The sequence below is a fragment of the Micromonospora sp. MGP-C2 genome, assembly GCF_057766525.1.
This window is the reverse complement of sequence record NZ_JBYMEN010000002.1, coordinates 3,613,195-3,638,188: the sequence shown is the minus strand read 5'-3', so window position 1 is coordinate 3,638,188 and position 24,994 is coordinate 3,613,195. Positions and strand designations below refer to the sequence as shown.

The window sequence follows — 24,994 nt, the reverse complement described above, 5'->3', positions numbered from 1 at the left end:
AACGTGACGTCAGTCGTCGTTGGTGATCGTGCCGACGGCGAGCGGGTCGGCCAGCCGGAGACCAGGGACCCCGGCCACCAGCAGTGTCAGCTTCTCGTCCGCCTCTCGCTTACGGTCACCGCGCACCGACACCGGGAACGCCACCGACGTCTGGCCGGCCGCCAACACCTTGCAACCGGCGTACGGGTCGAAGTCCGCACCACCCTGCGCCGTGAGGCCGACCGTCGTGGCGCAGAGCAGCACCGGCTGGGACAGCGGCCGGGACACCGTGGCGGTGAAGGTGAGCTGCCTGGTGCCCTGGTTGCCCTCGACCACCGCCGTGTCGGCGACGGTCAACGACGCCCGGGACCGGAACCGGGCCACCTGCGGGTCGTGGTCGCTGGAACCCCGCGACCCGTCGCCGGTGAACTCCGCCGGCCAGTCGGCGTTGATGTGCGCGGCCCGCACCTGCACCAGGTCGCCGTAGAGCGCGTCGTTGACGAACAGGTGGTCGAGCGTCTGCGCCTGCCCCTCGAAGCTGTACGAGTATGCCGACGCCGGCACGTCTGCCACCAGGTTGTCCCACAGGTTGTGCAGGCCCGCCTCGTAGAGCGGTGCGAGCTGGTCCGAGGGAGTGGGCTGGTTGCCGGTCGCGATGGGATCGTCCGGGCGGGGGAAGACGTTCAGGTCCCCTCCGTAGACCACCCGGGCGGCCTGGTCGGCCGCCTCGATCGCGGTGACGATCGCCGCGCCGTAGCGCGCCTGCTCCCGCCGCTGTCCGACCCGGCTGTCCGGGCCCGAGGAGTAGTGGTTGCTGAGCGCGTACAGGGTGAACCGCTCCGTCGAGCCGGGTGCGGCGGCCACTGTGAACTTGCCCAACTGGGGAGCGCGGGTGAAGACGTTGCTGCCGTCCCGACCGGTCGACGTGTCCACGTCCGACGGCAGCACCGCGTTGAGGGCCTTCGGGTTCTGCACGTCCGCGTTGGCCGGCAACCCCGCAGAGCGGTACTGGACGGTCGGTGCCGAACCCAGCAGCGGGTCGTCCGCCGTCGCGGCCGCCAGCGACAACCGGTCCGTGCGGTACAGGAAGGCGGCGGTGATCCCGCGGGCGTCCGCGCCGGTCCGGTCATAGGCAGCGGCGTACGCCGGCCCACCGGCTGCCGCCACCGTGAGCGCCAACTCCTGGATGCTGTCCGGAGCGCCGTCCGCGTTGTCGGTGTCGCCGCAGCTCAACGTGGTGCCGGAGACCGTGCAGATGTCCTGGTCCTCGGCCTCCTGAACCAGGATCAGGTCCGGTGCGTGCAGATCCTTGACGATCTGGTCGGCGAGAGCAGCGAGCTGCTGCCGGTAGTCCGCCTCACTGCTCGGCACGTAGTCGAACGGCGGGTTGACGCCCGGGCAGCCGGCATTGCCGGTGAAGTCACAGCCGTCGAACGGGTCGTCCCGGTAGTCGTACAGGTTCTCCACGTTGTAGGTGGCGACGGCCACCTCGTGCGACCGGTCGGCCGGCTTGGGCGGGTTGTTCTTCGACGGGTCGGCCCCGGCGTCGAACTCCGCCCGCTCGACCTGGACGCCGTACTTCTCGAACGAGTAGTAGACCCCGCCCACCGCGTCCGCGCGCAGCGTGTCGAAGGTGTGCGCCGGCGGGAGCAGCGCGGCGCTGTCCCCGGCGGTGGCCTTCACACCCATGCTGCCGAGCAGCGTCCGCTGGCCGTTGCCGTCGTCGAAACGGCGGGTCGGGTCGTTGTCCAGCGGGTGCGAATCACGGAAGACCCGCCGGGTGTACGGGTCGGCGCGGTCCAGCAGTGGATCGTCCCGGTCCACCACCCACAGCTCGGCGTCGGCAGTGGACGAGAAGACGTCCCGTCCGCTCACCGCGCCGCTGCCCGCGCGTACCCGCATCCGGGCGCCCTCGTGCCGCTCCCAGAAACGCTGCGCATCGGTCACCTCGGCCGGTGGCACCGCGTCGGTGACCTCGACCGCCGTGTCCACGGCCAGCCCGCCAGCGATCCGGCGGACCAGTGAGGCGCCGGAGAGCTGGGTGAAGCCGAAGTATTCCGACACCCGGGCCCGCAGCACGACCTCGTCGCCGACCGTCGGGACATAACCGCCCACCAGTGAGGTGAACGTGCCCATGAACACGAAGATGCCGTCCGAACTGGTCGGGTCTCCGTCGGTGTCGCCCGTGCGGCTTTGGAGGAAGAAGCCGTGCTGCTCCGCCCCTGCCGAGGTCCGCGCCAGGGTCAACTGGGTGATCACGCCGCGGACGTCGTACATCGTGCTGCTCGTGCCGTTGCCGCTCGCCGGTGCGAGCGGCGACCGGTCGGCCGGACCGGACTCGGCGTCGGTGGTCGGACCCTGCACCTCGCCGACGGTCAGCTCCCGGGTCACCTGCACGACCAGCGCGCAGCTGGCGGTGCCACCGTCCGCGTCGGTCGCGGTCAGGGTGACGGTGTACGCCCCGGCGGTCAGGTCGGCGCTGGTGCCGACCGTCGCGCGGGCGGTGCCGCCCAACCCCTCCGCGGGGGTGAACGCGGTGCGGGTGATCGAGCCGCTCGTCGGGGTCGGGCTGACCCCCGTCACCGCCAGATCGACGACCGTGTCATCGGGGTCGGTGGCGGTGACCTCGCGCGTCGCGGCCGTGCCCGCCGCGGTGACCAACGGCCCCCCACAGGTCAGCGTGGCCGGCACGTCGACCGGGCCCCCGCCGTCGACTGTGTGCGCGCCGAGCCCGTCGAAGGTGTCGACCGGGAAGCCCGCCCACTGCGCGGCCGGGTCGAACGCGTCCGACGGGTCCGTGTCGCCGGCGGCCACGGTCGGCAGCCGGCGCAGGGTGTTGTCGGCGGTGCTGGTCGTGCCGGCCCCCCACTCGGTGCCCGGGTCGACCCCGACCTGACCGATCGAGTCGAGCACTGTGGTGCCCCGGCGCAGCACGATCGCGTCGTCACCGTTGAACAGGCTCGCCCCGCTGGTCTGGTCGGCCTGGGCGAGGATGGCGGCCCCGGCGGAGGCGCTCGCGAACACGAACGCGTCACCAGCGGCCACGCTCCCGGTCAGCGCGATCGTGGTGGCCGTGGTGGAGCCGTTGAAGTAGAGCTGCAACTGGTAGCCGCCGGCCGTCAGGTCCACGGCGGCGCCGGTGCCGTTGAACAGCTCGATCGCCTTGTTGTTCGACGAGCCTTCGACGTACTCCGAGATGAACAGGTCGGTGGGCGCGGCGCTGGCCGCGGTGGGTGCGACGCCGAGCGCCGTGATGGTCACGGCGGCGGTGGCGGTCGCGAGCGCGGCGATTGAGCGGCGCGGGCGCATAGGGCCTCCACGATGGGTGGATGGGGGTCGAACGCACGTTAAGGCGCGCGGCTGTCCGCCGTCCATCCCCAAGTGGACAGTTTCGTGAATTCCCTCAGCGGGGTGGGTCGAGGCGGTGCACCAGCTCAGCGACGTCCACGCTGTATTCGCACCAGTCCCGGTCGGACCGGTAACCCAACTCCGCGTTGACCTTCAACATCGCCTCGTTGGCCTGCGCGTTCCAGGTCTGCACCTCGATCAGCTCCGGCTCGGCGGAGCGCAGCTCCAACAGCATCCGAGCCTTGATCGCCCGGTCGATGCCGTAGCCCCGGTGGTCCTGCGCGACGATCGTGTCGTACTGGTCGGCACGGGTCGGGTGCTGCGCCGGGACCACCACCTCGGTCAGGCCGGCCACCTCGCCGCTCTGCTCGTGCCGGGCGAGCACGATGTACGGCTTCATGCCCCGCCGGTGCAGGGTGTCGAGGCTGTCGCGCAGCCGCTCCGGATCGTAGGAGCTGGGGCGCAGCTCACCGTCGTCGACGTCGCGCACCTCGGCCTTCGCCCGCGCGTACGCCTCGATCAGGTCATCCGGTGGCCCGCCGGGGAAGAACTCGAGGTGGTAACCCGCCCCGATGCCGGTCGCCATCTCGGCCAGCTCGGCCCAGTCGACAGCGGTCAGGTCGAGCACGCTGCGGGTCTCCACGTATTCCCGGGCGAAGCCGAGCGACTCGTAGAAGGCCACCGCCGGCGTGTCGCCGACCACCTCCACCCCGATCGACTGGAAGCCCTCCTGGTAGACCCGGCGGGCGGCGCGCAACACCAGGTCACGACCGAGACCGCTGCGCCGCACGGACGGGTGCACCAGCACCTCGAGCACGCCGATGTCACCGAGGAGCAGCACGTGCACCTGGCCGAGCACCGCGCCCGGGTCGCCGGGGTCGGTCGGCTCAGCCTGGGCGATCCAGGAGATCCGCCGCTCGCCGGGCATCACCTCGGCGAGGTATTCCCGCAGCGAGGTCTCCCGCCACGGCGGGTCCTGCGGCAGATCGGCCGCCAGGACCGCGTTCAGCGTCGCCAGCAGCGAAGCGATCTCGGCGGACGACGCGGTCCTGGGGTCCCACTCGCGCACCATCACCCGTCTAGCTTGCCGCTAACAGAGGCCGGGGGGAAGTGTCCAGTTCTCCAACGTATCGAGACGATCACTTCACTAGCGGCTGGCCCGTCCGTACTGGTTCGCGGTGTCGAAGACGTCCTGGGCGTAGCGCCGCACGTCGTTGTAGGAGAGAATCGCGTTCCACCAGTCGCCCGGAATGCTCAGGTTTCGGCCACCCTTGCAGAGGTAGTTTCCCGCTGCCAGGGCGGCGTCGTCCAGGTCGTGCGGGTCCTTCTTGCCGTCGTTGTCGGCGTCCGCGCCGATCTCCTGCCAGGTGGTCGGGATGAACTGCATCGGCCCGATCGCCTTGTCGAGGACCGGGTCTCCGTCGAGCGCCCCACGATCGGTGTCGATGATCCGCATCCGGCCGTCCTTGCCGTCCAGAGGCAGCCCGATGATCTTCGGCAGCGCCATGCCGTCCGGTCCCAGCCGCGCGCCGTTGGCCGAGCCGTGCCCCGACTCGACCTTGCCGATCGCGGCCAGCGTGGTCCAGCTCAACGCGCAGCTGCGGTTGGTCTGGGCGAGCACCAGTTCGGCGTACCCGTACGCCTGCATGGCGGTCGCGGGGACACCGACCTTGGCGCCGACCTGCTGAGCCCAACCGGCCAGAGCGTCCGAGGGTCGACCCCCGACCACCGGCCCGATGGCGGGCCCGGTCGGCAGCCCACTGCCGGGGAGGCCGCCACCGGGCAGCCCACCGCTGGGCAGCGGGCCGGTCGGCACCGGCCCGGCGGGCAGCGGGCCGGTGGGGAAGCCGGACGGGGCCGCTGGCGGTACGGCCGGCGTGGCGGAGGAGTCGGCCGCGACCGGGCGTGGCGCGCGGATGGTGGCCGGCACGAGCAGCGCACCGGCCGCCGCGGTCGCGGCCACCAGCGCCAGCAGGAACACACCGGGCAGGGTGAGTCGACCGCTCGGCCGACGAGCCCAGGCGCGGGTCGCGTGGGCCGCGGAGGCCGCTGCCCGGCGTGGCTCCAGCCGTATTGCGTGCGCGAACGGCACCCGCCGCCGCCGGGCGGGACCGGACGCCGGCACGACGGGTACGCCGTCCACCATGGTCTTCGCCGGATCCGCGGTGGCCTTCGCATCGTCGGCCACGGCGTCCGCCTTCGCGTCCTCCACCGTGGCGTCCGCTGTCTTCGGGTCCGCAGTCCTCGGGTCCGCCGTCTTCGGGTCCGCGGTCTTCGGGTCCGCGACCGTGGTGGCCTCGACCTTCGCGGCCGGGTCGGGGGCGGTCGGTGCGGGTGTGGCCGCTGGTGTGGTCGGCCCAGCCCCGGACCGTCCGCTCAGCCATGGCCTGCGGGGACGGGGCACCGCGCGCACCGGATCGGGCGCGGCCCCCGAGCCCTCCAGTGGGCCGTCCAACGGCGCGGCCGGTCGTAACGGTTGCACACGCGTGTCGTCCTCACCGTCCACCACCCTTCGAGTATCACCCATGCCCCGCCGAATGCCAGATCCACGTACCCTGGGTGCCATGCCCCGGTACGAGTTCCGCTGCCGCGCCTGCGGAGACACCTTCGAGGTCAACCGTTCGATGGCTGCGGCCGGTGAGCCGGCCACCTGCCCACAGGGACACGCCGACACGGTCAAGCTGCTTTCCGCCGTCGCGGTCACCGGCCGGGGTGGTTCCGCCGGTGGTGCTCCGGCACCCGCCGGTGGTGGCTGCTGCGGTGGCGCCTGCGGCTGCTGATCGGGGCAGTTCTCCGCCGCCTGGTGGACAGTCCTTGCCGGGAGCGGGTCCGAGTGGCACCTTGAGGCGGCACCTGCCCGGCCGTTCTCACGATGCGTGATCGCTCGGATTCAGGCAGCATGAATCCGACGTCACGGGCGGAGGTTCCACGCATGTCGCCACGGATCCAGCTCCCGAGCGGTTGGGTGACTTTCGTGTTCACCGATATCGAGGGCTCGACCCGGCTGGCCCAACTGCTCGGTCCGGACTACCGACCGGTGCTCGCTGAGCATCGGCGGTTGCTGCGCCGGACGCTGGCCAGCACGGGGGGCGCGGAGCTGCTGACCGAGGGCGACTCGTTCTTCCTCGCCTTCGAGGACCCGGCCTCGGCGCTGACCGCCTGCCTGACCGCCCAACGAGCATTGTCCAACCACGACTGGCCCACAGCGGAAGCCGCACCCAGGGTGCGGATGGGCCTGCACACCGGTTACGCCGAGCCGCGCGACGGTGAGTACGCCAGCCCCGAGGTGCACCGGGCCGCCCGGGTGGCCGCCGCCGCCCACGGTGGGCAGGTGCTCTGCTCGGCGTCCACCGCCCGTCGGGCCGAGCCGTTGCCGCCCGGTGCGACCCTGCTCGACCTGGGCCTGCACCGGTTGCGCGGCTTCGACGACCGGGAGCGGCTGTTCCAACTCATCGCACCGGGCCTGGAGCGGCAGTTCCCCCGGCCCCGCACCGCCGACACGGTGCCGCACAACCTGCCGACCCAGGTGACGTCGTTCGTCGGTCGGCAGACCGAGCGCGTCGAGCTGGGCCTGTTGGTGCGACAACACCGCTTGGTCACCGTGCTGGGGGCGGGCGGCGCGGGCAAGACCCGCCTCGCTGTGGAGCTGGCCAGCGGCGTCGTCGAGGCGTACCCGGACGGGGTCTGGTTCGTCGACATCGCCGCGGTGACCGACCCGGGGCTGGTGGCGTTCGCGATCGCCGCGGTGCTCGGCCTGCGCCCCGAGCCGGGCCGGCCGATGCTGGACACCCTGGTCGAGTACGCGGCCAACCGCCGCATGCTGGTCGTACTGGACACCTGCGACACCCAACCGGCCGCCTGCGCGGAGGTGATCGCGCGGCTGCTGTCCGGTGGGAGCGGCGTGCGGGTGCTGGCCACCAGTCGGGAGTCGTTCAGCCTGCCGGGCGAGGTGGTCTGGCGGATCCCGCCGCTCTCGGTCGACCCACGGCCGGACGGCGCGGAGAGCGACGCGGTGGCGCTCCTGCTGGACCGGACGGCGGCGGCACGCGGCGGTCGGCAGCCGGATCCGGCCGAGTCGGCGGATCTGCGTCGGGTGGTGCAGCGGCTCGACGGGTTGCCGCTCGCCATCGAGTTGGCCGCAGCCCGACTGCGGGTGCTCTCCGTCGGCCAGCTCGCCGAGCGACTGGACGACGTGCTCGGCACCTTGGACGCCGGCCGGGACGACCCGGAGCCGCCGCCGGTGGAGCGGGGCTGGTCCGGCAACCAGCAGGACACCGTGGACCTGGTCGCGGCGGCGGCCGGCGCGACACCGCCAAGCCCGGCGACCAGGGCGGTGCATCGCTCGGCCACCGAGCGGCACCTGACCATGCAGGCCACCGTCACCTGGTCGTACCGGACGCTGGGGCCCCGGGCCGCCCGCCTGCTGCGCTGGCTGGCGGTCTTCGCCGGGCCGGTTGACCTCGGCACGGTGGAGTGGCTGCTGGGCGACGACCCGCTGGACCCGCTGTCGGTGCTGGTGGACAAATCGATGGTGCTGGCCGAGCCGCGTGCGGCGGGCAGCACCTACCGGATGCTCGACCCCATCCGGGCGTACGCGGCGCGGCGGTTGGCCGAGGCGGGTGAGGAGCAGGCCGCCCGGAACCGGCACGTGGCCTGGTCGGCGCATGCGCTGAGCCAGGCACACCTGGGCCAGGACGGCCGGCCCGTCACGTTGTCGTTGTACGCCCTGGACCCGTTGGCCGGGGAGTTGCGCGCCGCGCTGCGATGGTGCGCCACCGGTGGCAGTGCCCGTGCCGGTCTGGGTCTGGCTGGTGGCCTGGACCAGTGGTGGCTGGAGCGGGGCCTGGCCCGGGAGGGGCGGCTGTGGTTGTTCCGGCTGTACGGGCGGATCGCCGAAACGGGCGAGCGGATCCCGGAGGCGGAGCTGGCGGCGGCGTACCACATGCACTCGCTGCACGCCGGCGCCGACGGCGAGTTCGCGGAGGAGCTGCGCTACTCCCAGCGCGCGGAGGCAGCAGCCCGTCAGGCCGGTGACGCCGGGTTGCTGGCCCGGGTGCTCGCCGGCAGGGCCGCGCCGCTGGTGGACATGGGGCAGTTCGTCGAGGCCGAGCGGGTGTGCCGGGAGGTCATCGACTGGGCGCACGGGCAGGACGTGGTCGGCGAAGCGCTGTTCGCGGTGTTCAGCCTGGCCGAGCTGCTGTGGCGGCGGGGCGCCCTGGAGGAGGCGGCCGACCTGCTCGGGGCGGTCCGCCCGGTGGAGGCGGCCCGGCCTGTGGAGCGGGGTCGGCGTTCGGTGGACATGCTGCTCGGGATGGTCGCGCTGGCCCGGGGCGACATCGTCGCCGCACACGAGCACCTGCTGGTGGCGCTGCGTTCCCGGATGGGTCACGGCTACCACGGCCGGGCGTGCGACACGTTGAACGCGGTCGCGGTGCGCTGCGCCATCGGCGGGGACCGGTTGACCGCGGCTCGCCTGTTCGGGGCGGCGCAGGCCACCCGGGCGAGCATGCGGGCGACCCCGGGCATCTACGGCGGTTACTGGGCGGAGCAGCAGGCGCAGCTGCGTACGGTGCTGGGCGACGCGGCCTTCGACGACGCGTACGGCGAGGGTGCCGAGTTGGGGCTGGACGAGGCGGCGGCGCTGGCCCTCGACGTGGAACACCCGGACCTGGCGGCCGACTCGACCCGCTTCAGCACCGGCCTGTCCCAGCCAACCCCCCGTCGACCCGCCGACCCGGACCGCCACCCGGCAACCCGAACCGAACGCGCCTAACCAACCCGACCCCACCCACTGCGGCCCACCCTCACCCGCCGTCGTTGACCATGAAGTTATTGCTGCGACACGCCGGGCGGACGGGCAATAACTTCATGATCAACGGGCGAAGGGGGTGGGGTGGGGTTGGGGTTAGGCGCGGGCGGCGGCTGCGGCTTCGGCCTTGGCCTTCATTTTTGCGGCGCGGTCGATGTCGGCCTGCTGTACGGCCGCCACGGAACCGAAGACGCTGACCGCCTGGTAGTAGGTCCAGGCGAGGCTGTAGCAGGCGGGTCGGACGACTGCGTTGTACGTGGTGCAGACGCGCTTCAGGTCCTCGTAGAAGGCGCTGTCCAGTCGGGACTTGTTGGCGGGGAACTGGCCGACCGCCTTGTAGTTGCGGTAGCCGAAGTCGTGCCGGTAGCAGCCCAGGTTGAAGGTGAACCCGAGCGGGTTGTCCGGGCTGGACGAGCAGTAGTCGGTGGACCAGTTGAAGTTGTACTCGGCCCAGGGGGCCCGGTTGACCCGGGCGCTGTTCCAGGCGTTGTAGCTGGACGCGCTGGTCTGCGTCCAACTGGACAGCACGGACAGCTTCTCTGCGGGAGTGACGGCGGCGGCGGGGGAGGCGATGGCGAGGGTGGCGAGCAGCGCGAGCGCGCCGGAGGCGAACAGGGTGGCGAGACGTCGGGGCACGGGTTACCTCCGCGGGGGTGGGCGGGTGGGACGGAAGTTACCGGCGGGTCACCGGATGTCGATCAGTTTCGATCAACTGATCAACTGCTCGGTATGTGCCTCGCCAACTATTGGTGACATGCGTTCAAACAGACGAATGCCCCGGGCGCGCGAGGCGCCCGGGGCATTCGGGAGAACGGGTCAGCGCAGGACGAATGCCGGCGGGCTGGCCGGGCTCTCGTTGGCCGACCGGTCCAGCGCGGTCACCTGGTAGGTGTAGCGCTTACCGGGCACGGCCGAGGTGTCCACCCAGGACTGTGCGCCTCCGGGCGTGGCCCGGACGGTGTCGACCAGGTGCGCGGCGTCCGCCGTGGCACACCGGCCGGGCACTGTGGTGCCGTCGAAACGGTAGATCGCGTACGAGGTGGCGGTGCCGAACGGCCCGGCGCCGTCCGCCGGCTGGCGCCAGGTCAGCCGTACTCCGCCGTCGGCCTGTCGGGCCGCCTTGGTGACCACCGGGAAGAGCAGTGGCTTGGCCGGCAGGTGCGTCATGGCCGGCACCAGCGCGGGCCGGGAGTAGTGCTCGGCCGCGTAGATGTCGGTGGCGCCGAGGCGGTTGGCCCGCACCTGGACGGCGGAGAAGTGCACGTTGCCCTGCACCTCCGGGTACGACCGGTTGAGCGTCAGGTGGTCGGACAGCTCGCGCGGGTTCTGCCAGAACGGCCCGTACGCGGGGTCGCCGCTCTTGTAGTCGGCCTGCCCGATGTAGAGCTGCACCCGGGTGCCGCGCACCGTTTCGGCCCACCACGGCACGAGTCGCGCGTAGTCGGCGGCCGGGTACTGGCCGATGTACCAGTAGAGCTGCGGCACCACGTAGTCGATCCACTCCTGCTTGACCCACTTGCGGGTGTCGGCGGAGATGATGTCGTACGACTGGCTGCCGGTGGTGTCCGAGCCGAGCGGGTCGGCGGTCTGGTTGCGCCAGATGCCGAACGGGCTGACCCCGAACTTCACCCACGGCTTCGCCGCCTTGATCTTGCCGTTCATCTCCTGGATCAGCAGGTTGATGTTGTCCCGCCGCCAGTCCGCCCGGTCGGTGAAGCCCCGGTTGTGTGCGGCGAAGGCGGCGTCGTCGGGCACCTGGTAGCTGCCGCTGGGGTAGGGGTAGAAGTAGTCGTCGAAGTGCACGCCGTCGACGTCGTACCGGCTGACCGCGTCCATCATCGCGGTCTGCACGAACTCACGTACCTCGGGAACTCCGGGGTTGTAGTAGAGCCGGCTGCCGGCCACGCCGGCCGGCGGGTAGGCGAAGGTCCAGTCGGGGTGCTGCCGGGCCGGGTGGCCGGGGGCGAGCAGGTTGAGGTCCGCGCCGGCGCCGCCGGGGGCCGGCATGGAGACGCGGTACGGGTTGAACCACGCGTGGAATTCCAGGTTGCGCTTGTGCGACTCGTCGACCAGGAACGCGAGCGGGTCCCAGCCCGGGTCCTGCCCACGGGTGCCGGTCAGGTATTCCGACCAGGGCTCGTACGGCGACGGCCAGAGCGCGTCGGCGGTCGGCCGGACCTGCACCACGACGGCGTTGTGGTTCAGCCGCTCGGCGAGGTCGAGCAGTTCCCGATATTCGGCCTGCTGGGCGGCGACCCGGTCCGGGCTGGTCTGGGACGCCTTGCTGGGCCAGTCGATGTTGACCACCGACGAGATCCACATGGCCCGGAACTGCCGCTTCGGTGTGGCGGGGTCGGTGGTGCAACTGGTGCTGGAGGTGCTGGTGGCGCTGGCTGTGTCGGGCGCCGCGTTCGCGGGGGCGGCGGCGACGAGGCTGCCGAGCAGGGTGGTGATCAGCCCGGCGGCTGCGAGGCGAGTTGGCTTCATGCGGTGTGTCCCTCCGTTGGGGCTCCCGTGTGATGAGCGCGGCACCCTCGGCAAGATTCGCCGACGGCTATCTACCGCTGGTAGGAAATTTTCACAGTCGGGCCGTTACCGCAAGGGCTCGTGGTTGACCATTCCCGTCGCTGGGTAGCAACGCCGGTCACCGGCCGCCACGGGGGTGGTCGCACGGTGGTGGGAGGGGTGAGCGCATGTCCGTGCTGCGCACAAAACCGATCAAGGACGTGATAGCTCAAGGTGAGGCGGACGGCAGCGACGGCCAGCTGGGGCTGAAGAGGCGGCTCGGTGCGATCGACCTCACCGGCTTCGGCATCGGCATCGTGATCGGCACCGGCATCTTCACCCTCACCGGAATCGAGGCCCGCGACAGCGCCGGCCCGGGCGTGGTGATCTCCTTCGCCATAGCCGGCGTGGTCGCCCTGCTGGCCGCGCTCTGCTACGCCGAGCTGGCCTCCAGCGTGCCGACCGCCGGCAGCGCCTACACCTACGCGTACGCCACCATGGGCGAGATCGTCGCCTGGATCATCGGCTGGGACCTGCTGCTGGAGTTCGCGCTCGGCGCCGCCGTGGTGGCCCGAGGCTGGTCCGGCTACCTGGCCGAACTGCTCGACCTGCCGACCCGCTGGTTCGGCGAGGAGGGCAGCACTGTCAACATCGGCGCCATCGCCATCGTGCTGATCCTCGGCATCGTCGCGATCGTCGGAATCCGGGAGTCCGCCCGGATCACCAACCTGCTGGTGCTGGTCAAGGTGGCCATCTGCGTCTTCGTGGTGGTCGCCGGCCTGTTCTTCGTCAAGGCCGCCAACCTCACCCCGTTCATCCCACCGGCCGAGCCCGCCGGCAGCGGCGACGACGGCATCAAGCAGCCGGTCACGCAGGCGCTCTTCGGGCTGGAGCCGTCGGTCTTCGGCTTCGTGGGGGTGCTCAGCGCCGCCGCGGTGGTCTTCTTCGCGTACACCGGCTTCGAGGCCGTGGCCAACCTGGGTGAGGAGACCCGGAAGCCCAAGCGGGACCTCACCCTGGGTCTGCTCGGCACGCTGCTGATCTCCACAGTGCTCTACATCGGTGTCTCGCTGGTGGTGGTCGGGATGGTGCCCTACACCGAGATCGACCGGGGTGCCCCCATCGCGTCGGCGTTCGAGTCGGTCGGCGCGGGCTGGGCGGCGGTGCTGGTCTCCATCGCTGCGGTCGCCGGCCTGACCAGCGTCATCCTCGTCGACCTGGTGGCGATGGGCCGGATCGGGTTCGCCATCGCCCGGGACGGGCTGATCCCGCCCTCGATCGCGAAGGTGCATCCGCGCTGGGGCACCCCGTACCGGATCTCCGCGATCATGACGGTGGCGGTCGCGTTGCTGGCCGGTTTCCTGCCGCTGTCCGCGTTGGCCGACCTGGTCAGCATCGGCGCGCTCTGCGCGTTCGTGCTCGTGTCGGTCGCGGTGCCGATCTTGCGTCGCAAGCGCCCCGACCTGGAGCGGCCGTTCCGGGTGCCGTTCTCCCCGGTGCTGCCGATCGTCTCCGCGTTGGCCTGCTTCTACCTGATGCTCAACCTGTCGGTGGAGACCTGGCTGCGGTTCCTGGCCTGGATGCTGCTCGGCGCGGTCATCTACTTCGGCTACGGCCACCGCCGCAACCGGCTGGCCCAGCACGAGCCGGCGGTTGCCCCGGGCCCGCGCGAGCCGACCGCCTGACCGACACGTGCGGAAGGGCCCCAGCTTCGGGACCCTTCCGCACGGCCAGCTCAGGGGCGGGGCTGCGGCGTGGCCGTCGGGCCCTTGACGACCGGCTTGCCGTCGGCCCAGGTCACCTCGTCGAGCCACACCTGCCGCCCCGGGTCGGTGCTGCCCTCCTGGCCCGGCGGCCAGGCGTGGTACAGCAGCCAGGTTCGCCCGTCCTTGACCACCATCGACCCGTGGCCGGGGCCCGAGGCCGCCTCGTTGCTCTTCAGGATCGGGTTCTCGCCTGCCTTCACGCACGGGCCGGTCGGGCCCTCGCAGACCGCGTAGCCCTCGGCGTACTCCGCCCGGTCGTACGCGTTGGCGGCGAAGAAGAGCAGCAGCCGACCGTCCTGGCGGTGGAAGAACGGCCCCTCGATCAGGGTGCCCTCCCACGGCTCGGTCTGCTTCAGCAGCTTCGTCGGCTCACCGACCAGGGTCAGGCCGTCGTCGGCGAGGCGCTGCGACCAGAGCCAGGTGTCCACCCCGATCGCGTTGCCGTCGTTCTTCCACAGCAGCCACAGTCTGCCGTCGGTGTCCCGGTACGGGCTGGCGTCGATCGCACCGCCCAGGTCGGCCTGGCAGATCAGCGGGCCGGCCGCGTCGTCGGAGTACGGTCCCTGCGGCGCGCTGGCCACCGCCCGCCCGACGCACTGCCGCCCGGACTCCCGGCCGGCGACCGTGTAGTAGAGCAGGAACACCTCCGGTGCGAGCTGGATCGCCTCGGGCGCCCAGGTCTTGCCGGCGTCCGCCCAGTCCGGCAGCGTCGGCAGGGCATCCCCGGCCTCGGTCCAGTCGACCAGGTCGGTCGAGGTGAGCACCGGGACGTTGCGGCCGCCGGAGTTCGTGTGGAACAGGTACCAGGTGTCGCCCACCTGGATCGCCTGCGGGTCCGGGGCGTCGGTCTTCACGACCGGGTTGGTGAACACGCTGGAGTCGCTCCCGCTGCTCGTGGTGGGGGTGGGTTCGGTGCCGTCGGAGCAGCCCGCGACGAGCAACGCGGCGGCGAGAACGATCGCCGCCGCGCCACGTCGCCGGGCGGTCGTACGCCTCATCCCTTCAGACCGCTGCGGGAGACACCCTGGATGATGTGCCGCTGGGCCAGCACGAAGAGGATCAGTACCGGCAGGCTGGCCAGCACCGCGCCCGCCATGATCACCGGGTAGTCGGTGACGTACGAGCCCTGGAGCAGGCCCAGGCCCGGCGGCAGGGTGAGATTCTCCGGGCTGAACAGCACGAAGATCGGCCAGAGGAAGTCGTTCCAGTTGGTGAGGAACGACAGCACGGCCAGGGTGGCCAGCGCCGGCCTGGACAGCGGCAGCACCACCTTGTAGAAGATCTGCCACTGGTTGGCGCCGTCCAGCGTGGCGGCCTCCTCCAGCTCGTTCGGCAGGGAGAGGAAGAACTGCCGCAGGAAGAACACCCCGAACGCGCTGGCCGCGCCGGGCACCACGACCACGGCGAGGGTGTCGATCCAGTTCAGCTGGTCGACGATCAGGAAGTTCGGGATGATCAGCGAGGTCGGCGGGATGAACAGCGTCCCGACGATCAGTGCGAAGGTCACCCCACGACCCCGGAACTTCAGCCGGGCCAGGGAGTACGCGGCCATCGAGGCGGTCACCAGCACCAACGCCGAGTGCAGCGTGGCGGCCACCATGCTGTTGAGGAACCAGCGCAGCACCGGGTTCGCCGAGTTGTTGAGGATCTGCTCGTAGCCGTAACCGGCGAGCGGGTTCGGCAGCCAGCTCGGTGGGATCTGCTGGGCGGCCGTGTAGGTCTTCAGTGAGGTGATGACCATCCACACCAGCGGGACCAGGAAGATCAGGGCCAGTGCGACCAGGGTGGCGTAGAGCCCGACCCGGCGCAGCCCCGGTGCGGAGCCGTCGGTGGTCGGCGTGGGCGTCGTCATGGCGGTCCCCTCAGTCTTCCTTGTAGCGGAAGAGGCGGAAGTTGGCGATGCTCACGACCGCCAGCAGCAGGGCGAACACGATGCTCATCGCGGCGGCCCGACCGGCGTTGTTGTTGCGCAGGCCCTCCTCGACGATGAACCACACCACAGTGCGGGTCTCCGTGCCGGGCGTCCCCTGGGTGATCAGGAACGACTGGCCGAACATGTTCGCCGAGGCGAGCACTGTCGTCGTGATCACGAAGAGCAGCACCGGCCGTAGCCCGGGCAGTGTGACGTTGCGGAACCGCTGCCACGCGTTCGCGCCGTCCATCCGGGCCGCCTCGTACAGCTCCGGCGAGATGTCCTGGAGGCCGGCCAGGTAGATCACCGCGTTGAAGCCGGAGGTCCACCAGACGGTCACCCCGACCAGCGAGATCCACGCCCACGGCATGTTGGTCACCCAGGGGGTGTCCGACGGCAACCCGACCACGCCGAGGAGCCGGTTGACCAGGCCCAGGTTGGCGTCGAGCAGGAACCGCCAGAGCAGGCCGATCACCGCGACACCCAGCACGTACGGAGCGAAGTAGATCGCCCGGAAGAACGTCCGGCCCGGGAAGGACCGGTTGAGCAGCAGTGCCAACCCCAGCGGTACGACCACCAGCAGCGGCACCGACAGCACAGTGAAGATCGCGGTGGCCCGGATGCTCTGCCACCAGTCGCCGTAGACGGCGGAGTCGCTGGAGAAGAGCTGTTTGTAGTTGTCCAACCCGACGAACGGCCGGTTGGGCAGCTGGAAGTCCCACTGGTGCACGCTCAGCCAGAGGCCGAGGACGATCGGCAGCAGGCCGAACACCCCGAACAGGACCAGGTAGGGGGCGAGGAACAGATATGGCGTCGCCCGTCCGGTCCGACCCGCCGAGGCGGCCCGGCGGGCTGCCCTGGCCGCCGGGGGCGGCGCGTCACCGCGCGCCGCCCCGACCTCGATCACGTCCGCCACGGGGTATCAGCTCCCGTACTTCTTGCGGTTGTCCTCGAGCTGCTTGTTGGCCTTCGCCACACCGTCGTCCAGCGCCTGCTTGGGCGACTTCTTGCCCAGCGCGGCCTCGTTGAAGGAGTTGTAGAAGGTGGTCATGACCTCGCCGAGGCCCGGGGCCGCCGGCGGGAACGCCGCGTACTCCAGCTCGGGGGCGAGCGACGAGATCTCCGGCAGCGCCTTGAACTCGGCGCCCTCGCGGACGGCCTTACGGGCCGGGATCTGGCCGCCCTTCGCCCAGTCCAGCGAGTGCTCGCTGAGCCAGTTGATGAAGACCTTGGCGCCGGAGACCTTGTTGGCGTCGTTGGCCCGCTGCTTCACGATGGTGAAGTTGTGCGAGTTGGCCCAGGCCGCCGGCTTGCTGCCGATCTGGGGGAGCGGGGCGACGCCCCACTGCACCTCGGGGCTCTTCTTCAGATCGTTGATCTGCCAGATGCCGTTCCAGGTGAAGGCGTTCTTGCCGCTCTTGAACGACAGGTAGTCGGCGTCCTGACCGACGTTGGCCGGAGAGAAGCCCTGCTTGATCATGTCGACCAGCCAGGTGCACGCCTCGACCGCCGGGTCCGAGTTGAAGGTGGCCTTGGCGACCTCGGCGTCGAACAGGGTGGCGCCCCACTGGTTGAGCAGCGAGTAGAAGGTCATGCCGCCGGTGAACTGGAACGGGCTGACCCAGAAGCCCTGGATGCCGGCCTTCTTCAGCTCGGTCAGCGCGGCGACGTAGTCGTCCTTCGTCGTCGGCGGCTTGTTCGGGTCCAGGCCGGCCTTCTGCATGACGGACTTGTTGTAGTAGAAGCCCAGCGGGTGCATGTCCAGCGGGATGCCGTACCGCTTGTTGTTGTAGAGCCCGCCCTTCCACACGGTGGGGGCGAAGTCGCCCTCGGCGAGCTCCAGGTTCTTGGCGACGTCGTCCAGTTCGGTGATCACGCCGCGGGCGGCGAAGGTGGCGAGCTGGTCCATGTGCATGACCGCGATGTCCGGGCCGTTGCCGCTGGAGGCCGCGCCGGGGAGCTTGTTGTAGTAGTCCTCCCACTGGTACGTGGCCACCGACACGGCGATGTTCTTGTGCTCGGTGTTGAACTGGTTGACCAGCGTCTTGAAGATCTCGCCGTCACCGCCGGTGAAGCCGTTCCACAGCTTCAGGTCCACCTTGGGGCCGGTGTACTCCTTGCCCCCGTTGCCCGCGGCCGGGCCGGAGGCGCTGTCGTCGCCGCCACCGCAGCCCGCGAGGGTCAGCGAGGCCGCGGCGCCGAGTCCGAGACCGAGGCCGAGCAGGCGACGCCGGCTCATGTCGTTCTGGATCATGCTTTATCTCTCCTTGTGGGGGACGGATGAATTGTGCCTGCTCAGAACCGGTGTGACACCTACGCGTTGGCCGGGCCGAAGCGGAGCACGCTCCAGGACACGGCGGGCAGGCGCACTGTGCACCGGCCGCCGTCGGGGGTGGGGGTGGGAAGGTCCCGAGGCGTCACCCGGTCGGGGTCGGCCTCGGTGTTCGTCGCCGACGGGTCAGACCCGGCAGCGATGCTCTGGAAGGACAGGCCGGACATACCCGGCAGCCCGCGCAGATCGATCTCCAGCGGGAGATCGGTGGAGCCCCGGTTGACCGCGAAGACGGTCAACTCACCGGTCTCCTCGTCGTGCACGGCGACGGTGTCGAGCACCGGCACGTCCCCGTACTTCTTCGTGTCGTAGCGCGGCGACACCGGGTCGGTGCGCAGCACGGTGCCCCGGGCGTACCGGGCGGTCAGCGCGAACGGGTGGAAGATGCTCTGCCGCCAGGCCGGGCCGCCGTTGCGGGTGCGGATCGGCGCGATCACGTTGGCGAGCTGGGCCTGCGCGGCCACCCCGACCCGGTCCGCGTGGCGCAGCAGGGTGATCAGCAGGTCGCCGACGACCACCGCGTCGACCGCTGTGAAGTCGTCCTCGATCAGCGCCGGAGCCTCGACCCAGCCGCGCCGGTCCAGGTCGGCCTGGAGGCGGGACTCGTACCAGACGTTCCACTCGTCGAAGGAGATCTTCAGCTTGCGCTTGTGCCGCTGCTTGGCGGCCACGTGGTCGGCGGTCGCGACGACCTCGGTGATGAAGTTGTCCATGTCGACGGCCGAGGCCAGGATGCTGGCCTGGTCGCCGTCGGACGGGTCGTAGTAGGTGTGCGCCGAGATGTAGTCGACGTGCTCGTAGGTGTGCTCCAGCACCGTCGCCTCCCAGGAGGCGAAGGTGGGCATCCGCCGGTTGGAGCTGCCGCAGGCGATCAGGCTGATCGACGGGTCGATCATCTTCATCGCGCGGGCGGCCTCGGCGGCGACGCGGCCGTACTCGTCGGCGGTCTTGTGGCCGACCTGCCACGGGCCGTCCATCTCGTTGCCCAGGCACCACAGCCGCACCCCGTACGGGTCCTCGGCGCCGTGCTTGCGCCGCAGGTCGGAGAGCTCCGTGCCGCCCGGGTGGTTGGCGTACTCCAGCAGGTCCAGTGCCTCCTGGACCCCGCGCGTGCCGAGGTTGACCGCCATCATCGGTTCGACGCCGGCCTCGGCGGCCCAGGTCATGAACTCGTCCAGCCCGAACGCGTTGGTCTCGATCGTCTTCCAGGCCAGGTCGAGTCGGCGGGGCCGGTTGCCGACGGGGCCGACCCCGTCCTCCCAGCGGTAGCCGGAGACGAAGTTGCCGCCCGGATAGCGGACCACCGAGACGCCCAGCTCACGGGTCAGGTCCAGCACGTCGCGGCGCAGGCCCCGGGAGTCGGCGCTGGGGTGGCCGGGCTCGTAGATGCCGCCGTAGACGCACCGCCCCATGTGCTCGACGAATGAGCCGAAGAGGCGTCGGTCGGCCGGGCCGATGGAGAAGGCCGGGTCGATCGTCAGCTGCGCGGTCCGCAAGGGGGTGCCACCTTTCCTCGTGCCGATGCCGGGTGAGCGCGGTCACCGTTCACCCGGTGTCCATCGTTTCTACAACGTTGTAGGCAACGTTGTAAAGAGCTGATGACGAGGTATGGTGCGCTGGGTTACATCGGGGAGGTTGCGGAGTGCGACACAGGCTCAAGGACGTGGCTGAACGGGCCGGGGTGTCGGTGAAGACCGTCTCCAACGTCGTCAACGGCTACGTGCACGTTCGGCCGGACACCCGTGCCCGCGTCGAGGAGGCGATCGCCGAACTCAACTACCGGCCCAACCTCTCGGCCCGCCACCTGCGCAAGGGCCGCACCGGCGTGATCGCGCTGGCCGTTCCGGAACTGGACATCCCGTACTTCGCCGAGCTGGCCCGCTACGTGGTCAACGCTGCCGCCGCCTACGGCTGGACGGTGCTGATCGACCAGACCGGTGGTCGGCGCGAGCAGGAACGGGTGGTCGCCTCCGGCATCACCGACCACCTGATCGACGGGCTCATCTTCAGCCCGTTGGCGCTGACCGCCGAGGACCTGACCGGCCTGGACGGCACACCCATGGTGCTGCTCGGCGAGCGGGTCGAACACGGCCCCGCCGACCGAGTGGTGATCGACAACGTGACCGCGGCCCGGGAGATCACCGCTCACCTGATCCAGCTCGGCCACCGCCGGATCGCCGCCATCGGCTCCCAGCGCACCGACGAGGGCGCCAGCGCCCGGCTGCGCCTGGCCGGCTACGCCGACGCGCTGCGCGCCGCCGGGCTCGACTACGACGAAACGCTGGTGGCGCCCGCGTCGGCCTGGCACCGCGCCGACGGCGCGGCCGCCATGCAGGGCCTGCTCACCTCCGGCGTTCGCCCCGACGCCGTCTTCTGCTTCAACGACACGCTCGCCCTGGGTGCCCTACGCGCCCTGCACGAGGCGGGTCTGCGGGTGCCCGAGGACGTGGCGGTGGTCGGCTTCGACGACATCGAGGACGGCCGGTTCTCCATCCCCACCCTGAGCACCGTCGCCCCGGACAAGGAGAAGATCGCCCAACTGGCGGTCGAACTCCTCGCCAACCGCCTGGACGGCGACCGCACCGCCCCGGCGAAGGAGGTCTCCGCCCCCTACCGCCTGGAATTCCGCGAATCCACCCGGACCCCGTAAGCCGGTCACCGGGCCGGTCAGTCGAAGAAGCGGGCCAGGTGGGACTTCGGGGCGGTGTCGGCGTCCGGTGGTAGCGGAGTCAGGTCGGCGAAGATCGAGGCGCCGTCGCAGCCTGCGTGCAGGGGATACCACCGTGGGGTGCCCGGTGGGCGACCCTGGCAGATCCCCTTGAACGTCTGCACGTCCATCAGTCGGACGTGTGTCGGGTCGGCCACCGCGTTCACGTGCCCCCACCAGGGACTCATCACGTGCAGCACGCCACCCGGCCGCAGCACCCGGTGACACTCGTCCACCAGCGGCAGGAAGTCGATCAGGTGCTCCAGGATGTGCACCGCGAACAGGACGTCCACCGAGTTGTCCGCGAGTGGCAGCGAGCCGGACAGGTCCGCGACCGCGTTCACCCCCGGCGCCGGATAGATGTCCAGCCCCAGGTTGCTCGACCACTGCTTGGTCGGCCCGCAACCGAGGTCCACGACCACCGGCGCCTTCCCCCCGATGCCGACCCGGCACCAGATGCCGTAGACGCCGGCCAGCCGGCCCACCAGGTCCCGTACCAGCCGTAACTGGCTCGGCTCGGCGACGTCCCCGCTGAGATGGGCCACCCCCCGGTCGAACCGCACCTCCACGGCGAGGCCCCGCAGCCGGTCGTCGTGTCGAGCCTGGTCCGCCCATGCCTGGGCGAGGGAATCGTCGATCGCCCGCAGCCGGTCGGCCGAGGGCGGAGTCAGTGCCAAAGCGACCATTCGGGCCACCTCCCGCCGCGCGATACCCGCAATCGCGCCCGGTATGCCCCGCTCGTCCGCGTCGTCGCCTGCCCCGGCGCGGCGGGCCATGGGCGTGTCGCAGGATGCGGGGCAGGACGGCAACCGTCGTGATGCCACACAGGCATCAAGATGACTGTGTGGCATCACGCTCGAAGGAGCCACCGCCGGCACGGGCCGAGCCGGCCAGCCGGCTCGGGTCAGCCCGAAAGGGTACGGCGACCGCCGCGCATCCGTTGGCGGGGCGGCGGCTCGGCGGGCTTCGGCCGCTTGAGGTGATAGCGGTGCAGCTCGTTGTTGCCGGGCAGGGACGGGTCCTCGCTCATCGCGACCAACTCCCAGCCCTGGTCACCGGCCCGGTTCAGGTGGGCCAGGGCGGTGTCGCCGTACGGCGTCACGTCGACCATCGAGCCGTCCGGGCCGTACCAGACGAAGACGACCTCCCAGCCGAGGTCGTTGGTCGCGGCCTGGCGGCGGCGGACCAGCAGGGCGTACTCCCACTTGAGCATGGCGTCATTCTCACCCCGCGCTGGCCCGCCGGCACGGATCAATCCTCGGCGATCCGCCCGCCGTCGACGCGGAGCCGCCGGTTCGTCTCGATCGCGGCCAGCATCCGCCGGTCGTGAGTGACCAGCAGCAGCGTTCCGGGGTAGCTGGCCAGCGCCGACTCAAGCTGCTCGATGGCGGGAAGATCCAGGTGGTTGGTGGGCTCGTCGAGCACCAGCAGGTTGACCCCGCGACCCTGGAGCAGGGCCAGCGCCGCCCGGGTCCGCTCGCCGGGGGAGAGGGTGGCCGCCGGTCGCGGCACGTGCGCCGAACGCAGCCCGAACTTGGCCAACAGGGTCCGCGCGTCCGCCGGCGACATGTGGGGTACGGCCGCGTGGAACGCGTCGATCAGCGGCGCGTCGCCGAGGAACAACCCTCGGGCCTGGTCCACCTCGCCGATCACCACCCCGGGCCCGAGTGTGGCGGTGCCAGCGTCCAGCGGCAGCCGCCCCAGCAGCGCCGCCAGCAGGGTGGACTTGCCCGAGCCGTTCGCCCCGGTCACCGCCACCCTGTCCGCCCAGTCGATCTGGAGGTCGACCGGGCCGAGGGTGAACCCGCCTCGGCGTACCACAGCGCCTCGCAGCGTGGCCACGACGGCGCCGGCGCGGGGGGCGGCGGCGATCTCCATCCGCAGCTCCCATTCCTTGCGCGGCTCCTCGACCACGTCGAGCCGTTCGATCAGCCGCTCGGTCTGCTTGGCCTTGGCGGCCTGCTTCTCGCTCGACTCACTGCGGAACTTGCGGCCGATCTTGTCGTTGTCGGTGGCCTTGCGGCGGGCGTTCTTCACGCCCTTCTCCATCCACCCACGCTGGGTGCGGGCCCGCGCCTCCAGGCCGGCCTTGGTGTCGGCGTACTCCTCGAAGTCCGCGCGGGCGTGTCGGCGCGCCACCTCGCGCTCCTCCAGGTAGGCCGCGTAGCCACCGCCGTAGTGGTGCACCTGCTGCTGGGGCAGGTCCAACTCCAGAATCCGGGTCACCGTGCGGGTGAGGAACTCGCGGTCGTGGCTGACCAGCACCGTGCCGGCGCGCAGCCCCGTGACGAACTCCTCCAGGCGCTCCAACCCGGCCAGGTCCAGGTCGTTGGTCGGCTCGTCGAGCAGGAACACGTCGTAGCGGCTGAGCAGCAGCGACGCCAGCCCGGCCCGGGCCGCCTGACCGCCGGACAACCCGGTCGTCGGGTGGTCCAGGTCGACCGCGAGCCCCAGGTCGGCGCTCACCTGCTCGGCGCGCTCGTCCAGGTCCGCGCCGCCGAGGGCGAGCCAGCGCTCCAACGCGTCGGCGTACGCGTCGTCAGCACCCGCCGCCCCGGCGGTCAACGCCTCGGTCGCCGCGTCCAACGCCGCCTGCGCGGCGGTCACCCCGGTCCGCCGGGCCAGGAAGTCCCGTACTGTCTCGCCCGGCCGCCGTTCCGGCTCCTGTGGCAGGTGCCCGACGCTCGCGGAGGGCGGGCTGAGTCGTACGCTGCCGGCCTCGACCGGCAGCAACCCGGCGAGGGTACGCAGCAGCGTCGACTTGCCGGCCCCGTTCGGCCCGACCAGGCCGATCACGTCACCGGGGGCGACCACCAGGTCCAATCCGGCGAAAAGCGGGCGGTCGCCGTGCCCGGCTGCCAGGTCCTTGACGATCATCGTGGCGCTCATCAGGACGGCAGCCTATCCGGCCCCGCGCATACGAGCGGCCGGCAGCGGGCAGACTCAACGACGTGGTGACCACACTCGCGATCGACTGCGGCGGCGGAGGCATCAAGGCCTCCGTGCTCGACGAGGCGGGAACGATGCGGGCCCGGCCGTTGCGGGTGCCCACGCCGTACCCGTTGCCGCCTGAGCTCTTCGTCCGAACCCTGCTCGATCTGGGCGGGCGCCTGCCAACGGCGGACCGCCTGACCGTCGGCGTACCCGGCATGATCCGGCACGGGGTGGTGGTCGCCACGCCGCACTACGTGACCCGCAGCGGCCCCCGCAGCCGCGTCGACCCGGATCTGCTCGCCGAGTGGTCCGGCTGGGACGCGCGGGGCGCGCTGGCCGACGCGTTCGGGGTGCCGGCGCTGGTGCTCAACGACGCCGAGGTGCACGGCGCCGGGGTGGTCGCCGGCACCGGCTGCGAGCTGGTGCTGACCCTGGGCACCGGGCTGGGCAGCGCGCTCTTCGACGGCGGGGTGCTCGCACCGCACCTGGAGCTGTCACACGCGCCGGTGCGGTGGGGCACCACCTACGACACGTACGTGGGTGAGCCGGAACGCCGGCGGCTCGGCGACGCCTTCTGGTCCCGGCGGATCCGGCAGGTGGTCGACGGGCTCCGCCCGGTGTTCCGCTGGGACCGCCTCTACCTGGGCGGGGGCAACTCCCGGCTGATCCGACCCGAGCAGCTGGCCCGGATGGGCGACGACGTGGTGGTGGTGCCGAACACCGCCGGGATCGTCGGCGGTGTCCGCGCGTGGGAGCTCTCCGTCGGCCGCCGGGACGCCCGCACCTGACCTTCTCGGTGCCGCAACTGACCCGATCGCGACTGCCGGGAACAGTCGCCAAACGCCCGGTGTTGTGCCAGCGTCGGAACAGGTGACGGTGCGACCCGAGGGGGTGGGCAGATGGATCTTCTGGCGGACTACCGGCGGGCGACCATGTTCTTCGAAACCGGTGACCCGAGCGGAGCGGCCCGACTGCTGGAGCCGATCATCGACGCCGAACCCGGCAACACGGCCGTACGGCAGTTGCTGGCCCGGGCGTACTTCCAGTCGGCGCAGCTCAACCGCGCCGAGGAGCACCTGCGGGAGCTGGTCGACCGGGACCCGAGTGACCACTACTCGCACCACGTGCTCGGTCGGACGCTGGAGCGGCTGAACCGGCACAACGACGCGCTGCGGCACCTGCGGATCGCCGCGGCGATGTACGCGACCAACGACGACTACCGGATCGCGCTGGAGCGGGTGGAGACCCGGGTGGGCGGCACACGCTGAGCGTGGAACGGTGACGTGGCAGGGGCGGTCCTCCGGGGCCGCCCCTCCGTCGTTCCGGGCCCGCCGCGGGCCGGCCGGTCCTCGTGAAACGGGCCCTAGGATGGCGGACATGGGACCTGACCGGCCGGGGACTGCGGCATGAAGCTCAAGCTGGACCTGCACGAGATCTTCAACAAGGGCCAGGACATCGACCGCGCGTTGCGCGGAATCATGGACGAGGCGGTGGCGAAGAAGGCCACCCTCGTCGAGATCATCCCCGGCAAGGGGTCCGGTCAGCTCAAGAAACGCGTGCTGCGGTTCCTCGACCAGAAGGACGTCAAGCAGCTCTACCACCGCGTGGAGAAGGATTCGAAGAACTTCGGCAGGCTCTTCGTGCACTTCCGCTGGAAATAGCGCCACCCGGTATGAAACTGGCCCTGACCTGCGGCACCTTA

The 24,994-nt window shown here is 71.0% G+C and carries 20 protein-coding genes; 7 read left to right on the top strand and 13 right to left on the bottom strand.

Annotated elements, in window-relative coordinates; genetic code table 11:
• Positions 1-9: 9 nt before the first annotated feature.
• From AC3CF1_RS16495 to AC3CF1_RS16485, 3 genes are all read right to left on the bottom strand, one after another.
• Positions 10-3,288, bottom strand: a complete 3,279-nt coding sequence (locus AC3CF1_RS16495; RefSeq protein ID WP_488450788.1) for a lamin tail domain-containing protein — start codon at positions 3,286-3,288, stop codon at positions 10-12.
• A gap of 94 nt (positions 3,289-3,382) precedes the next feature.
• The gene (locus tag AC3CF1_RS16490; RefSeq protein ID WP_354981867.1) at positions 3,383-4,399 is read right to left on the bottom strand and encodes a GNAT family N-acetyltransferase; all 1,017 of its coding nucleotides are present in this window, start codon (positions 4,397-4,399) and stop codon (positions 3,383-3,385) included.
• A gap of 75 nt (positions 4,400-4,474) precedes the next feature.
• Positions 4,475-5,836 carry a lytic transglycosylase domain-containing protein gene (locus AC3CF1_RS16485; protein ID WP_488450787.1) on the bottom strand — a complete coding sequence of 454 codons (1,362 nt, stop codon included), beginning with the start codon at positions 5,834-5,836 and terminating at the stop codon, positions 4,475-4,477.
• 55 nt (positions 5,837-5,891) lie between these two features.
• On the opposite strand from AC3CF1_RS16485, the gene AC3CF1_RS16480 reads away from it, so the two are divergent.
• Together AC3CF1_RS16480 and AC3CF1_RS16475 are read left to right on the top strand one after the other, a co-directional pair.
• Positions 5,892-6,107, top strand: coding sequence for an FmdB family zinc ribbon protein (locus tag AC3CF1_RS16480; RefSeq protein ID WP_088950326.1), 216 nt, complete (start codon positions 5,892-5,894; stop codon positions 6,105-6,107).
• A gap of 152 nt (positions 6,108-6,259) precedes the next feature.
• Entirely contained in the window at positions 6,260-9,100 is a 2,841-nt protein-coding gene (locus AC3CF1_RS16475) for an ATP-binding protein (protein ID WP_488450786.1), read from the top strand.
• A 132-nt stretch (positions 9,101-9,232) separates the two neighbouring features.
• On the opposite strand, the gene AC3CF1_RS16470 is transcribed toward AC3CF1_RS16475, so the two are convergent.
• On the bottom strand, positions 9,233-9,772 hold the full coding sequence (locus tag AC3CF1_RS16470; RefSeq protein WP_354981700.1) for a phospholipase: 540 nt from the start codon (positions 9,770-9,772) through the stop codon (positions 9,233-9,235).
• 180 nt (positions 9,773-9,952) lie between these two features.
• The gene (locus tag AC3CF1_RS16465) at positions 9,953-11,623 is read right to left on the bottom strand and encodes a glycoside hydrolase family 10-like protein (protein ID WP_354981699.1); all 1,671 of its coding nucleotides are present in this window, start codon (positions 11,621-11,623) and stop codon (positions 9,953-9,955) included.
• Positions 11,624-11,829: 206 nt separating this feature from the next.
• On the opposite strand from AC3CF1_RS16465, the gene AC3CF1_RS16460 reads away from it, so the two are divergent.
• Positions 11,830-13,326: an amino acid permease gene (locus tag AC3CF1_RS16460; RefSeq protein ID WP_488450785.1), complete on the top strand. Its 1,497-nt coding sequence runs from the start codon at positions 11,830-11,832 to the stop codon at positions 13,324-13,326.
• Between the two features lie 50 nt (positions 13,327-13,376).
• Here the strand turns inward: AC3CF1_RS16460 and AC3CF1_RS16455 are convergent, their stop codons facing one another.
• From AC3CF1_RS16455 to arfA, 5 genes are read right to left on the bottom strand one after another with little or no spacing between them, the layout of a single operon-like run.
• Positions 13,377-14,405 (bottom strand): glycoside hydrolase family 43 protein, encoded by a 1,029-nt coding sequence (locus AC3CF1_RS16455; RefSeq protein WP_488450784.1) that lies wholly within the window; start codon positions 14,403-14,405, stop codon positions 13,377-13,379.
• Positions 14,402-15,259 (bottom strand): carbohydrate ABC transporter permease, encoded by an 858-nt coding sequence (locus tag AC3CF1_RS16450; RefSeq protein ID WP_172862114.1) that lies wholly within the window; start codon positions 15,257-15,259, stop codon positions 14,402-14,404. The genes AC3CF1_RS16455 and AC3CF1_RS16450 overlap by 4 nt, the downstream gene beginning before the upstream one ends.
• Positions 15,260-15,269: 10 nt before the next feature.
• Positions 15,270-16,235 carry a carbohydrate ABC transporter permease gene (locus AC3CF1_RS16445; RefSeq protein ID WP_354981695.1) on the bottom strand — a complete coding sequence of 322 codons (966 nt, stop codon included), beginning with the start codon at positions 16,233-16,235 and terminating at the stop codon, positions 15,270-15,272.
• 6 nt (positions 16,236-16,241) lie between these two features.
• Positions 16,242-17,573 carry an ABC transporter substrate-binding protein gene (locus tag AC3CF1_RS16440; RefSeq protein ID WP_088950319.1) on the bottom strand — a complete coding sequence of 444 codons (1,332 nt, stop codon included), beginning with the start codon at positions 17,571-17,573 and terminating at the stop codon, positions 16,242-16,244.
• Between the two features lie 59 nt (positions 17,574-17,632).
• On the bottom strand, positions 17,633-19,147 hold the full coding sequence (arfA, locus tag AC3CF1_RS16435) for an arabinosylfuranosidase ArfA (protein ID WP_088950318.1): 1,515 nt from the start codon (positions 19,145-19,147) through the stop codon (positions 17,633-17,635).
• A 146-nt stretch (positions 19,148-19,293) separates the two neighbouring features.
• Between arfA and AC3CF1_RS16430 the strand changes: the two genes are divergently transcribed.
• Positions 19,294-20,301: a LacI family DNA-binding transcriptional regulator gene (locus AC3CF1_RS16430; protein ID WP_488450783.1), complete on the top strand. Its 1,008-nt coding sequence runs from the start codon at positions 19,294-19,296 to the stop codon at positions 20,299-20,301.
• Positions 20,302-20,318: 17 nt separating this feature from the next.
• Here AC3CF1_RS16430 and AC3CF1_RS16425 read toward each other — a convergent pair whose 3' ends face one another.
• The 3 genes from AC3CF1_RS16425 to AC3CF1_RS16415 form a co-directional block, all read right to left on the bottom strand.
• Positions 20,319-21,044: a methyltransferase domain-containing protein gene (locus tag AC3CF1_RS16425; RefSeq protein ID WP_488450782.1), complete on the bottom strand. Its 726-nt coding sequence runs from the start codon at positions 21,042-21,044 to the stop codon at positions 20,319-20,321.
• A gap of 218 nt (positions 21,045-21,262) precedes the next feature.
• Positions 21,263-21,571 (bottom strand): hypothetical protein, encoded by a 309-nt coding sequence (locus tag AC3CF1_RS16420; protein ID WP_088950315.1) that lies wholly within the window; start codon positions 21,569-21,571, stop codon positions 21,263-21,265.
• Between the two features lie 38 nt (positions 21,572-21,609).
• Positions 21,610-23,247, bottom strand: a complete 1,638-nt coding sequence (locus AC3CF1_RS16415) for an ABC-F family ATP-binding cassette domain-containing protein (RefSeq protein WP_088950314.1) — start codon at positions 23,245-23,247, stop codon at positions 21,610-21,612.
• 62 nt (positions 23,248-23,309) lie between these two features.
• Between AC3CF1_RS16415 and AC3CF1_RS16410 the strand changes: the two genes are divergently transcribed.
• The 3 genes from AC3CF1_RS16410 to AC3CF1_RS16400 all read left to right on the top strand — a co-directional run bounded on the left by AC3CF1_RS16410 (position 23,310) and on the right by AC3CF1_RS16400 (position 24,953).
• Positions 23,310-24,080, top strand: coding sequence for an ROK family protein (locus AC3CF1_RS16410; protein WP_088950313.1), 771 nt, complete (start codon positions 23,310-23,312; stop codon positions 24,078-24,080).
• 111 nt (positions 24,081-24,191) lie between these two features.
• Positions 24,192-24,560, top strand: coding sequence for a tetratricopeptide repeat protein (locus AC3CF1_RS16405; protein WP_099848795.1), 369 nt, complete (start codon positions 24,192-24,194; stop codon positions 24,558-24,560).
• A gap of 138 nt (positions 24,561-24,698) precedes the next feature.
• Positions 24,699-24,953, top strand: a complete 255-nt coding sequence (locus AC3CF1_RS16400) for a Smr/MutS family protein (protein ID WP_007465523.1) — start codon at positions 24,699-24,701, stop codon at positions 24,951-24,953.
• Positions 24,954-24,994: the final 41 nt, after the last annotated feature.